We start from the raw sequence: 13226 nt of genomic DNA on the forward strand, positions 1-13226 counted from the left end.
CTATTTCATTTATGCATTTTTAGAATCAATAATGTTAGCTAGTTTACCCCAGTTTTCACTGAAAATACCAGAATCCATTACTTTTAGGTCTTCAGAAATTGCAGGCTCGAATTCCATTTGATCCAAAATGTCTTTTTGTAAATCAACACCTGGAGCAATCTCAATCAAGCGAACTTGACCATTATGTAAATCAAAGACACCACGTTCAGTAACATAAAGAACTTCTTGACCAGATTCAGTTGCGTATTCACCAGAGAAGCTTACTTGCTCAACATTTTTGATGAATTTTGGTCCACGACCTTGATCATCGATGACCAATTTACCATCTTCACAGTGAACTTTACCACCTACTGTAAAGGTTCCGATAAAGACAATCCGTTTGGTATTTTGAGAGATATTAATGAAACCACCAGGTCCAGGAACTTTAGGACCAAATTTAGTAACGTTATTATTACCATATTGGTCAATTTCTCCAATACCAAGAACTGTTAAGTCTAATCCATTACCATCATAGAAGTCAAACTGGTTAGTCATTGGAATAGAAGCTTCATGGTTCAATGCCGAACCGAAGTCTAAACCAACTGCAGGGATTCCTCCCCAAAGACCCATTTCAAGAGTTGCATTATAACGGTCACTAACACCCTCTTCGGCAGCCACTTGGGCAACCATATCTGGTGAACCAAAACCTAAATTAATGGTATCCCCAGGACGTAATTCCATGGCTGCACGACGTGCAGTAATTTTACGTGTTGTTAATGGTGCAGGAACAACTTTATCTTGGTTAACTGGTACTTTAACGTCACCACATAGAACTGGGTCATAGATAGTTCCCATTGTTTGTTTATGGTATTCGTCTTCACCAATACATACATAGTCAACTAAGCCAAATGGAATTTGAACATCTTTCGGATGAATTTGACCATTTTGAACCACTTTTTTAACTTGGCAGACAACAATGCCACCAGAATTTTTAGTAGCCATTGCAAGTTCTAATTGTTCTAGTTTACATGTTTCATCTTTTAGTGAAATATTTCCATTTTCATCAGAATATGTTCCACGGATAAAGGCAACATCAATTTTTAGGTTAGGATAATGTAACCATTCTTCACCATTAAATTCAACGAGTTTAATCAATTCTTCTTTGGTGATAGAGGTTGATTTTGAACCTTCCAATCGAGGGTCAACGAATGTTTTGAGACCTACTTTTGAAAGATAAGGTTTACGTCCAGCAATTGAACGATACAGTTGAGTGATAACACCTTGTGGCCACAAATAAACCTCATATTCGTTGTTAACAATTTTCTCAACCATACCTGGTGATGAACCAACGTGTCCAGCGATAATGCGTTTAACCATACCTGGTGCAGTCATATGATCGGCACCACGTCCATATTGGTTATTCCCAATACCACATGACCACATAAAAGTAATATCTTTTGGATGTTGTTCTTCTGCATAACGTTCTTCAACACCAATAAGTAATTGCTCAGGCAAACCACCTAGACCAAAGGTCAAGGTTGCAAGTAAATCACCGTCTTTAATGAGATTGGCTGCTTCTCTGTAGCTAATCAATTTTTCCATAGTTATCCCTCTTCAGATATTTTCTTTTACATAATAATTTGTTGTACTTTTTCACGACTTGCATGTCTTTCTTCTTCTTTAGCCATTGCAATTAAAGCTTTTTTATCTATTTTTCCAACTGGTGATTTTGGAAACTCTGCTAAGATATAATAGCGTTTTGGTGTTTTGTAGCCAGCTAAGTGTTCTCTAGCAAATTCTTTCAATTCTTCAAGAATATCACCGCTATCTTCTTTTAGAATAATAGCTGCTACAACACTCTCTCCCCATTGTTCCGCTGGAATTCCAAAGACCGTGGAATCCATGACTTGAGGGAATTTGTTCAAAACTGTTTCTACTTCACTAGGGTATACATTTTCACCACCCGTAATAATCATATCTTTACTGCGGCCAACGATAAAATAATCTCCATCAGCATCTATTCTTGCTAGATCCCCTGTATAAACATAACCCTCTTTAAGCGTTTTAGCAGTTTCTTCAGGTTTATTCCAATAACCCGAGAAACGCGCCTCGTTACTAATAATCAATTCTCCAATTTCCCCATCAGCCACATCTTGACCATTCTCATCTACTAAACGAACTGTGTTGAAAAGAATTGGTTTACCAACTGAAGTTGGTTTACTTTTTTGTAAAGCTGGGTGAATTGAGAAATTATTTGGACCAATTTCTGTCAATCCATAGGAATTAACCAGTGGTAAATCAAGGTCTGCAAATAAGCGATAAACTTTTTCCGAAAGCGGAGCTCCACCCGATATAACCATTTCTAAAGATTCGAAATTTTCTTTAACAAATAAATCCGAGTCAGCTAACATGTAACACATAGTCGGAACAAAGAAAGCTTTTGTCGGCTTAAAGTCTCTAATGATCTTTATGGTTTCATCGGTGTAGAAAAAGCGCTGTATAACAATTTGACCACCTGCTACCAGGATAGGTATCGTGAAGCAAAACAAACCTGCTGTATGGAACATTGGTGTTGTTGTCATACCACGATCTTTAGCAGATAAATGCCAGCTTGGAATACTGGTCAAAGCATTAGTAATGATTGCCTTATGGCTAATCATAGCACCTTTGGGTTGACCAGTTGTTCCACTGGTGTAAATGAGTACGGCAATGTCTTCCTGAGGAAATGCCTTTTGCTCTATCTCATGTTTGATATCAGGATGGACAACATCATTGTATTCTTCGGAATCAATATCAAGGTCAAGTAACTGTTCATTAACTAAAGACAATCTTGTTTTATGAATACGCGAGTAAAGAATGATTTTGGGAGCCGAATCCTCAACAATATGTTCGACTTCAGTATCTCTTAACCGCCAATTCAGTGGAATGAAGATAGCACCAATTTTGGTACAAGCAAAGAGTAAATCAAAATGGGCAATATCATTTGATGAAAAAAGAGCAACGCGATCACCAGGTTCAATACCTTGCGATTGTAAATAGTATGCTAGATTAATAGCACGCTGATTCATTTGCTGAAAAGTCCAACGATGGCCTTTTTCAGCTTCTATTATTGCGATTCTTGAGCCGCTTAAGCGAGCTCTTTCAGCTAACCAATCATTTTTCACTATTGGCTCCTTTATCTCTATAAGGGCTTAACCCTTCTTTCTATTTTAATCCACTGTAGTCTGGACGTTTACCTGCTAAGGATGCTTCTAAACCAATCAATGCTTCTTCTTTAGCAAATGTTTCATTTAAAAGTGAAAGTTCGTAAGCAATACCTTCATCCAAAGTTAATTCAGCTTGTTGATCAATCATTTCAGGAATTAATTTCACAATGCCAGGCCCTTTGTATGAAATTGTTTTCGCCATTTTAGCTGCAAATTCAGGACTAACTCCCTCAGAAGCTTGGCCATTCACCGTATTAGCAAAGTTTGCATCTGAGAAGGCGGCTTTAATTTCAGCATATTTTTCTGGTAATGGACGGTCACGGTATTTATCAGGACGTCCTGCAGTTATCAGTTCTTCAATCGCTTCGTTAAGATTTCCTGCTTCAGCAAGTTTTGTAACAATTCCTAAATCTGCTGCATCTTTAGCTGTAATTCCACGGCCAGTAAGCACATAGTATTTAGTCAATTCTTTACCAATTTGATGGTTGGTACGGAGCATTCCACCTAAACCTGGGTAAATACCAAGTCCACTTTCTGGGAATCCCATAGAACCTTTTTCAGTAGCGATTATTGCTTGACAAGCAAGTGCTAATTCAGAACCCCCACCTAATGACAAGCCATCAAGTAAAGCAATCGTATATTTCTTGCTTAATTCAATGCGACGTAATAATTTATGTCCACCTGAAGTGAAAGCATAGTTTTTATCAAGTGAATTCGTCTTAATAGCATCTACGAAGAATTTTAAGTCTGCTCCAGCGACAAAGGCTTTACCAGCTCCTGAGAAGACAATTGCACGAACAGCATCATCTGATTCAGCTTTGTTAAAGGCTTCTTCAATTTGACCAACGACAGTTGGGTTAAGAGCGTTCATTGCTTCTGGACGGTTGATGCGAATGCGAGCAATACCATTAACGACTGAATAGTCAACAAAGCTAAAGTCAAAGTCTTTATCAAGTTCTGCTTGTTTCTTCAATAGACTACTTACTTCAAAACCTGGACGTTTTTCAGCAAGTTTTTCAACCATTTCATAAGCTTTTTTAACACCAATTTGGTTAGCTAATTGGAATGGTCCAACTTTCCAACGAAGACCAACAACGGCACCACGGTTAACATCTTCAATTGATGCCACGCCTTCGTCAACTAATTTACCAGCAACACTGATAACAGTTGCAAGTAAATGATCTTGAACAGCTTGGAATTTGCTTTCGTCAATAGGACCATCTTCCAAATCCCAAAGTTGGCGAGATTCTGTTTGTTCTTTCAAAAGTTGTGATGGGTAGTATGAATCACTAACTTCACGACCAAGGGTATTTGCTGAGTGGTAAGCTACTGGGATACCTGTAGCATTCATCAAGGCAAATGGGCCCATGCCAATTTTGAAAGCAGCACGCGCCGCTGCATCGATTGTTGCTTTATTAGCAACTCCCTCTTCAAAAAGTTTAACAGCTTCAGTTAACCAAGGAACAAAGAAACGGTTTACCGCAAAACCAGGAGCATCCTTAACCGTAATAGCTGTTTTACCATGCATATCAGAGAATTTATTAGCAATTGCGACAGTTTCTGGACTTGTTCCTTCATGCGAAATGATTTCTAATAAACGGTTTTTAGCTGGGTGGAAGAAATAGTGCATTCCGATAAAACGGTCTGGACGGTTAGTTGCTTTAGCCAAGTTTTTAATATAGAAACTTGATGTATTTGAACTTAAAATAGTTTTTTCATCACAAATTTGATCAAGTTTGCTTAAAACATCAGCTTTAACTTTTTCATCTTCAAAAACAGCTTCGATAACAAAATCAACTGATTTCACATCTTCATAGTTTGTTGTTGGAATAAGATTACCTAAAGTTGCTTCAACAAAAGCATCTGTGAAAACTTTACGTTCTTTCCCTTGGTCCAACATTGTCTTGATAATGCCCATACCACGGTCAACAGCCTCTTGCGAAACGTCAACTAAGTAACATTTAATGCCTTCTTGAGCGATTTTTTGGGCGATTCCTGAGCCCATAGTTCCTGCGCCAATTACGGCAACTGTAAATTCTTGTGACATAAAACCTCTCCCTTCTCTAAATCTTATTTACCAGTGTAGTAGCCATTTTCTAGAAGTAAAGCAATACCTTGTCCACCACCGATACATGCTGAAGCAATGGCATAGCGTTTATCTGGGTTATTCTTGAACTCATATAAGAGTGATGTAATAATCCGTGCACCTGACATACCAAGTGGGTGTCCTAGAGCAACTGCTCCTCCATGTGGATTGAATTTGTTTTTATAGAAGTCAGTATCCATATCAATACCAAGCTCGATTAAACATCCAATTGTTTGACCAGCAAAGGCTTCATTAATTTCAAGAACATCGATATCCTTAACAAGGTCAAGTCCTTGACGTTCTAATAAGTCATTAATTGCATAAACAGGTCCTAAGCCCATTGTTTCAGGAGCACAACCAGAAATTTGATAGTCAACAACTTTAGCCATAACTTCTAAGCCTTTTTCTTTAGCTAATGATTCAGTTGTAAAGATTTCAAAGGCAGCACCATCATTTAAACCAGATGCATTACCAGCAGTTACGCTACCATCTTTTTCAAAAGCAGGACGTAATTTAGCAAGACTTTCCAAGCTTGTATCAGGACGTGGATGTCCATCTTTTTCAACAACAGTTACTTGACCTTTACGTCCAGGAACTTCAACTGGAACAATCTCTTGAGCAAAGCGTCCACTTTCAATAGCTTTAGCTGCTTTTTGTTGTGAATCATAAGCAAATTGATCTTGTTTTTCACGTGAAATATTGTATTTGCGAACAACGTTTTCAGCTGTATTACCCATGTGTGCAATACCAGAATTACGACCTGATGCTGAACGATGACCTTCTAAGTTAGCATCGATCATTTGGACATCCCCCATACGGAAGGCTTGATAACGAGCACTGTCAGGAAGTTGATAAGGGGCACGTGATAAAGATTCAGCACCACCAGCAGCGATGATTTTTTTATTTGAATGTAAGAGTTCAAGTGATGCAGAGACAGCTGATTGTATACCTGAACCACAAATACGGTTAACAGTCATACCAGTTGAAGTATCTGGAAGACCGCTATTGATACCGATAATATTTCCAAGGTTGTTAGTTGTTTGTGAACCTGTAACATGTCCAACAATAACCTCATCAATATCAGAAACAGTTAATTTAGCACGGTCAACGGCTTCTTTCAAAGCCACTTCACCAAGAACTTCAACAGGAACTGTTTTTAAATCACCAAGGTAAGCTCCAACAGGAGTTCTTGCAGCACCAACGATTACGATTTCTTCTTGTTTAGTAGTTAACATTTTTATCCTCTTCTCTTATTTTATCTAATGACAAGATTGGTCGAGCTTTTTAGACCCGACACAATCTCACTTTTTCTTTAAGTTTTAAATAAAGGCAGAAAGTCCAGTATAGTGACGACCAATGATCAATGAATTCACTTCATGAGTTCCTTCATAAGTGTACATACCTTCGATATCGGCAAAGAATCTTGGAATATCGTATTTTAGTAAGATTCCGTTACCACCACCAACCTCACGCGCTAAAGCTGCTGTTTCACGAGCACGGAAACCATTATGAAGTTTAGCCATTGATGAAGCTTCTTCACGGTAGATACCTTGTTCTTGTTGCTCAGCAAGACGAACGGCAATTGCTAAGGTAGCTTGAGCATTCATAGCCATACGAGCTAATTTTTCTTGAATTAATTGGAAACCAGCAACTGGTTTACCAAATTGCATACGCTCACGAGTATAAGTTAAAGCTGCTTCAAATGCACCAGCAGTTGCTCCAGCTAACAACCAAGCCACATCAGAACGAGTATTGCGAAGAATGTTAGCACAGTCTTTCCAAGAATTCACGTTTTGAGCTCGTTGAGATTCGTGAACACGAACATCTTTATAAATGATTTCAGCATTTGGCATTGAACGGAAGAAAGCTTTTTCCGGAGTAACAAAAGTTTCAACCCCTTCAGATTCGCGTTCAACATAGAATAATTTCACTTGGTTGTCATCAACGTCACGTGCAAAGAATGCATGGTATTTAGCTAAAGTGCCAGCACCGATCCATTTTTTGTGGCCGTTTAAGATCCAGTAATCACCATCGCGTTTAGCAGTTGCTGCCATACCACCAGCAATATCAGAACCATGATCAGGTTCAGTCATGGCAAGAACTCCTAAACCATCCCATGAGTAAACACCAGGCATCATTTTTTCAACTTGCTCTGGACTTCCGCCAAGACGAACACATTCATGGAATAAACCACCATTTGCTGTATAGAAAGTTCCTAAAACGGGATCTGTTTTTGCAAGGGTATAAGCACGAAATCCTCTAAACAATTCAGAAATACGACCATTCTCACGACCTTCTAATAAACGAGGATCATCCATAAGATGTAGGTCAATAACTTTTTTAAATTGTTCTAATGGGAAAGTAGCATTATGCCAGTTCTCAGCCAAAAGAGGTTTTAAATCATTTTTTAAAACGTCTTCAAGTTCTTTAAGAACTTCTTTTTCACCTGCTGTCAAACCATCAGCATAATTGTATAAATCTGAGTAAAACATTTCACCACTTGCAAACAACTTATCTGCTCTAGATTCTTTAACCATTTATAAGGCCTCCGTTATAATATTTTTGTATTTTTTTATTTGTTATCGTAGTCGTAGAAACCTTTACCAGATTTCTTACCATTGCGTCCTGCACGAATCATGTTTTTCAAAAGTGTTGGTGGAGTCCAACGGTTGTCGCCAAATTCTTTAGCGAAGTAATTCATAACATGGTAACCAATATCAACACCAGCGTAGTCTTGTAACTCAAACGCTCCCATTGGGTGGTTTAATCCATAACGCATTGCTTTATCAATATCTTCTTTAGAAGCAATTCCTTCTTCTAAAACTTTAATCGCTTCAATAAATTGAGGAATCATAATACGGTTAACGATAAATCCAGGAACATCTTTCTTAACGATAACTACTTCTTTACGAATGCTTTCAGCTAATTCTTTAACAATTGCAATTGTTTCATCTGAAGTTTCAAAACCATAAATGATTTCACACAATTTCATAACTTGTGCTGGGTTGAAGAAGTGCATACCTGCAAAACGAGCTGGGTTTTCTAAAATATTGGCAATTTCAGTAATTGATAATGAAGAAGTATTAGTTGAAAGGATAACATCCTCACGAACGATTCCTTCAAGCTCTTTGAAAACAGCTTGTTTAATTTCCATTTTTTCAATAACTGCTTCAACAACGAAGTCAACATCTTTAAAATCTTTAAGATCAGTTGTTGTTGTGATACGTGCTAATGTTTCGTCCATTTGTTCTTGGCTTAATTTGCCACGTTTAACACTGCCTTCCATGAATTTAGTGATACGAGCCATACCTGCATCGATAAAGCGTTGTTCAACATCTCTTAAAACAACTTGATAACCATTTTGAGCGAAAAGGTTTGCAATACCGCCACCCATAGCTCCTGCACCAACAACTCCGATTGTCTTAATGTTTGTCATTTTAAATCTCCTTTTTTGACTTTGTTTAATTGATAGTTTCATTATACAAACTAGTCAACTTAAATTCATCGACAAAAATGAGTAAAGAAAATATCTTTTTCCTACAAAATGCACTAAAAAAGACTTCCGATTAAGGAAGCCTTACTTTTCTTAAAAATTTTCAATGATAATTGCTTCAATATCTTCTTCAGATAAAACTTTCCCCGTTGAGACAACATCTTCATCCAAGACCAATGCCGGTGTGCTCATAACGCCATATGCAGCAATTTGACTAAAATCAGTGACATGCTCGATATTGACCCTTTTTCCCATACTTTCACAGGTACGAATCACATTTTCTTCAAGCGTGTGACATTTTTTACAGCCTGATCCTAGAATTTTAAAGGTATGTTCTGCATCATCAAGGTGCTGATCCACTTTGTCTTTATGGCAATTGCCTTGACATTGACAGCCACACGTTTTCTCTTCTTCTTTTTTTCCAAATAAAGCCATAATCTTTCTCCTTAAAATAAGATAGTTTGTAACATATTAAATAGATAGCCGATTAATATAATTCCAAAACTACAAATAGCAATAAAAACCGCTAGTAATTTCGGCTTAAGGGCTTTCTTCAACATAATCATTGAAGGTAAACTAAGCGTTGTAACAGCCATCATAAAAGATAGGACAGTTCCTAATTGGGCTCCTTTGGATAGCAAAGCCTCTGCAACAGGAATAGTACCGAAAATATCAGCATAAATCGGCACACCAATCAGTGTTGCTAGTACCACTCCAAATGGATTTTGACTGCCAAGAACTTTTTCAATCCAAAGCTGGGGGAGCCAGTTGTGAATTAATGCGCCAATGGCAACGCCGACTAGAATATAAGGGAATACTTTTTTAAAAGTATCGACCACTTGATTTTTTGCAAAAACAAGTCTTTCTCTACTACTTAACTCTTGTCCATCTAATTGAACAGCTTTAGCCTGGCGGATAAAATCCGCAACAGAATCCTCTAAATGCATTTTTTCAATAATGGTACCACCAATGACAGCTAGGACCAGACCAAAAATCACATAGAATAAAGCAATTTTTAGACCAAAAATACTGGTTAGTAACACCAAACTGCCTAAATCAACCATCGGTGAAGAAATCAAAAAAGCAAAAGTGACTCCTAGTGGTAAACCAGCACTTGTAAAGCCCATAAATAAGGGGATAGAAGAACAAGAACAAAATGGTGTAACTGTCCCCAAAAAAGCAGACATGATACGTGCCCAAACACCATTAAAACGCCCTAAAATTTTCTTACTTTTTTCCGGTGGAAAAAAGGATTGAATATAGGAAACCAAAAAAATCAAACTACAAAGAAGGATTCCAATTTTAATCACATCATAGATAAAAAATTGCAAACTGGCAACAAAGCGACTAGAAGTATCTAGGTCGAAAGCTCGTAGAGCCGCTCCTATCAATTGATTAAGCCACTGCATGCCTAAAAGTTGATTTTGAATAAATAAGCCAATTTCTTTCATACAATTATACACTTTCATCATTTATCAAGAATCATCTTATAAGTAGGACATTAAACCACTATATACCACTTTTTCAAAATCCGGATTTAGACTATAATGCTTCCATTTCCCTTTTTGCTGACTGGTTACCAAGCCAGTCTGGCAAAGGATTTTCATATGGTAAGAAAGAGCCGGTTGAGCCAAGTCTAACTTTTCTCCTAAAGCACAGGCACATAGACTACCTTTTTGTAGTTCTTTGAGAACTGCTAACCGATTAACATCACTTAAAGCTTTAAATAAGAAAGCATCCTTTTCAATAGTAGTCATTTCATCACCCACTCATATCAAAAATCTTTTATATGTTAAGCATATTCCTTTAAAAATAGATTGTCAACGAAATAAATAAAAATGAGTCAAGATTATTTTGACTCATTTTTTTCACTTAAAATCCGACTAAAACAATCTGTAAATTGAGCCGTCAAACCCCAAATCGTTTCATCAAAGCCCTCATAAAAAGGGATTTTTGATGATTGATGATTAAAGGCATATTTTTCACCATTACGGATTCTTTCAAATGGAAAGTTAGAGCCTTCTTTAATCCGATGGGGCAAGTCATAAAAGACAGGTTCCTTGTTTAAAATTTCATTTAGAGGAATGGTGAAGAGATGATCAACTTCTTCATTATATTTCAAGTCTCGCCAATTATCGCAATGAAGTTGACCAACAAAACAATGAATGGTGCGCTTAGCTTGAACAATATAGTCAATCTCTCCCCAAATCTCAACGTGATCTGGACTTACATTTAACTCTTCCGTGCATTCCCGTAAAGCAGCCTCTGCAAACGTCTCTCCTGGCTCTAAGCGTCCACCTGGAAAAGAGACTTCTCCTGGTTGTGAAATATCTTGCCCTCTGACTTCATATAATACCTGCCAAGCTCCTTCATCCCAAACCAATGGTAAAAAGATAGCATATTCTTTCTGTTGACCTAGTGGTTTAGGCTGATAATTAGCCATCACTTCTCTGATTCTTTCTTCCATCTTAAATCCTCGCACAATACTCTTTTCCCAAGGGTACAAAAAATAATGCCTTAGGTCAAGAAATTACTATTTTTAAATATATAAAATTTTTACACATAATCTCTTGACTTATTCTCTTCTCTGTCATATACTTAATGTGTAAAATATTTATATATAAAATTTCTACACATTAAGGAGGTATCGATATGTATTTTCCCGTATCAGCTACCTTGATTGAATTTTTAATCTTGTCTATCGTTAAAGATCAAGATTCCTATGGCTATGATATTAGCCAAACCATCAAACTGGTTGCCAACATTAAGGAATCAACCCTTTACCCAATCCTCAAAAAATTGGAAAAGGCAGGTTTTCTCAAAACCTATAGCCAAGAGCATCAAGGACGTCAACGTAAGTACTATCAATTAACCACAGAAGGACACACACAACTTGCTTTTCTTGATGGAGAATGGCAAAACTACAAAGCAAATTTAGATGCAATAATTGAAGGGAGTCTCCGACATGACAAGAACTGAGTATCTAGCAGAGCTGCAAAATCAGCTTCGAAAATTACCACAAGACGATTTTCAAGAAGCAATGGACTACTTTACTGAATATTTTGATGAAGCAGGTCCCGAAAACGAAGCTCAAGTTATCACCGACCTTGGTAGTCCAAAGGAGGCAGCTAGTGAAATTTTAGGGCGATTACTTGAAGATAAAATTGAGATTGAAGATAAAAAACCCAAACACTATGCCAAAATCATCTGGTTGACAATCCTGTCAATTCTGGCAGCTCCAGCCGCCTTACCAATCCTGTTTGCCATTATCGCACTTGTTCTTGCTCTCCTATTTGCCATTGGAGCGATCATTTTTTCATTAATCATCTTAGGCGTCTCATTCTTTGCCAATGGTTGCTATGTCCTCTTCGATAGTTTTTCTTACCTAGCAACCTCTATTAATTCAACCATCCTTAGCTTTGGTATGGGCCTCATCATGATTGGCGGTTCCCTCTTAGCTATCTACCTTGGTGTTGAAGCCTGTGCAGCCCTGATCCGTGGTGGAGCAGTCCTCATTCAAAAATTATTAAAGAGAGGTCAAACAGCATGAAAACTTGGAAAAAAACACTTTTACTGACATCACTTTGCTTACTACTTTCAGGTGCTGCCTTGGCAGGTTTGGGCTTTGTCAGGGGTGGATGGTCAGCCTTATCAACTTCAAAAGAAGAACCAAAGCATCATACCTATAAAACTAAAGAATTGACAAGCTTTGATCAGATTTCACTAAATTGTAATGTCTCAGATATTACAATTAAAACAGGTAATCAAGACAAGGCTACCATTACCTATCTTGACGACAAGAACTACCCAGTAAAAATTGATCAAACAGGTAAAACTCTCTCAATAACAGAAAAATCCCAACTCCTTCAAAGTAAAACGACCGTCAGATTCCTAACTTTACGTAATCTTATGGAAATCGATAAAGTTGGACATTTCGGTGTCGATTCAGGCTACTCTATCCAAATAACCCTGCCAAAAGGAAGTAAACTTCAAAGTCTCAAAGGTAGTCTAAAAGTCGGTGAATTACAGATAGAAAATAGTCACATTAATAACCTTGACTTTGAATTGTCAGCCGGCAATCTAGAAGTAAATTCCTCAAAAATCGGTGATGCTCAACTCACCCTTCAAGCCGGTGATATGACCGTTATTGACAGTCAGGTTAGCGATGCCCAACTAAAAGTTAATGCAGGGAATATGGACTTTAGCTCATCAAGTCTTACCGATTCTAAATTAACCCTAAGTGCTGGCGATTTCTCTGCTTCCGAAATAACCTTCCTTAATCAAAACCAATTAACCTTAAACATGGGTGATGCTGATATCCAACTAAAAGAACATGACTTAGCTGTGAAAAGCAATAAAGCATTAGGTGATTCCGATATTACCTCTAATCTAAAATCAGATTCTAAAAACCAATTAGACCTTGACAGCAAACTTGGTGACATAACTGTAGAATAAAACAATA

At 37.5% G+C, this 13226-nt stretch carries 13 protein-coding genes; 3 read left to right on the forward strand and 10 right to left on the reverse strand.

Translation table 11 applies throughout. The annotated features are described in order from the left end of the window. Nucleotides 1-9 precede the first annotated feature (9 nt). From A9Q68_RS07965 to A9Q68_RS08010, 10 genes are all read right to left on the reverse strand, one after another. Entirely contained in the window at nt 10-1581 is a 1572-nt protein-coding gene (locus A9Q68_RS07965) for an acyl CoA:acetate/3-ketoacid CoA transferase (protein ID WP_071794179.1), read from the reverse strand. Nucleotides 1582-1607: 26 nt separating this feature from the next. Beyond that, complete coding sequence (gene fadD, locus A9Q68_RS07970; protein ID WP_071794180.1) at nt 1608-3143, reverse strand: long-chain-fatty-acid--CoA ligase FadD; 1536 nt, start codon at nt 3141-3143, stop codon at nt 1608-1610. A 40-nt stretch (nt 3144-3183) separates the two neighbouring features. After that, nucleotides 3184-5232 (reverse strand): 3-hydroxyacyl-CoA dehydrogenase/enoyl-CoA hydratase family protein, encoded by a 2049-nt coding sequence (locus A9Q68_RS07975; RefSeq protein WP_071794181.1) that lies wholly within the window; start codon nt 5230-5232, stop codon nt 3184-3186. A 23-nt stretch (nt 5233-5255) separates the two neighbouring features. Then, nucleotides 5256-6506 carry a thiolase family protein gene (locus A9Q68_RS07980; protein ID WP_071794182.1) on the reverse strand — a complete coding sequence of 417 codons (1251 nt, stop codon included), beginning with the start codon at nt 6504-6506 and terminating at the stop codon, nt 5256-5258. 84 nt (nt 6507-6590) lie between these two features. Next, nucleotides 6591-7808, reverse strand: coding sequence for an acyl-CoA dehydrogenase family protein (locus tag A9Q68_RS07985; protein ID WP_071794183.1), 1218 nt, complete (start codon nt 7806-7808; stop codon nt 6591-6593). Nucleotides 7809-7843: 35 nt separating this feature from the next. Beyond that, entirely contained in the window at nt 7844-8707 is an 864-nt protein-coding gene (locus A9Q68_RS07990; RefSeq protein ID WP_071794184.1) for a 3-hydroxyacyl-CoA dehydrogenase family protein, read from the reverse strand. A gap of 150 nt (nt 8708-8857) precedes the next feature. After that, a complete protein-coding gene (locus A9Q68_RS07995) occupies nt 8858-9199 on the reverse strand; it encodes a thioredoxin family protein (protein ID WP_071794185.1) in 342 nt (113 codons plus the stop codon). Between the two features lie 11 nt (nt 9200-9210). Beyond that, entirely contained in the window at nt 9211-10206 is a 996-nt protein-coding gene (locus tag A9Q68_RS08000; protein ID WP_106404008.1) for a permease, read from the reverse strand. A gap of 45 nt (nt 10207-10251) precedes the next feature. Beyond that, nucleotides 10252-10521, reverse strand: a complete 270-nt coding sequence (locus A9Q68_RS08005) for an ArsR/SmtB family transcription factor (RefSeq protein ID WP_071794251.1) — start codon at nt 10519-10521, stop codon at nt 10252-10254. Between the two features lie 92 nt (nt 10522-10613). Further along, nucleotides 10614-11231, reverse strand: a complete 618-nt coding sequence (locus A9Q68_RS08010) for an NUDIX hydrolase (protein WP_071794187.1) — start codon at nt 11229-11231, stop codon at nt 10614-10616. 185 nt (nt 11232-11416) lie between these two features. On the opposite strand from A9Q68_RS08010, the gene A9Q68_RS08015 reads away from it, so the two are divergent. From A9Q68_RS08015 to A9Q68_RS08025, 3 genes are read left to right on the forward strand one after another with little or no spacing between them, the layout of a single operon-like run. Beyond that, nucleotides 11417-11743, forward strand: coding sequence for a PadR family transcriptional regulator (locus tag A9Q68_RS08015; RefSeq protein WP_071794188.1), 327 nt, complete (start codon nt 11417-11419; stop codon nt 11741-11743). After that, a complete protein-coding gene (locus A9Q68_RS08020) occupies nt 11730-12314 on the forward strand; it encodes a DUF1700 domain-containing protein (protein WP_071794189.1) in 585 nt (194 codons plus the stop codon). Before A9Q68_RS08015 ends, A9Q68_RS08020 begins: the two co-directional genes overlap by 14 nt. Continuing rightward, on the forward strand, nt 12311-13219 hold the full coding sequence (locus tag A9Q68_RS08025; protein ID WP_071794190.1) for a DUF4097 family beta strand repeat-containing protein: 909 nt from the start codon (nt 12311-12313) through the stop codon (nt 13217-13219). The genes A9Q68_RS08020 and A9Q68_RS08025 overlap by 4 nt, the downstream gene beginning before the upstream one ends. Nucleotides 13220-13226: the final 7 nt, after the last annotated feature.

Origin of the sequence: Streptococcus bovimastitidis, assembly GCF_001885095.1 — a bacterium.
Taxonomy (GTDB): Bacteria; Bacillota; Bacilli; order Lactobacillales; family Streptococcaceae; genus Streptococcus; species Streptococcus bovimastitidis.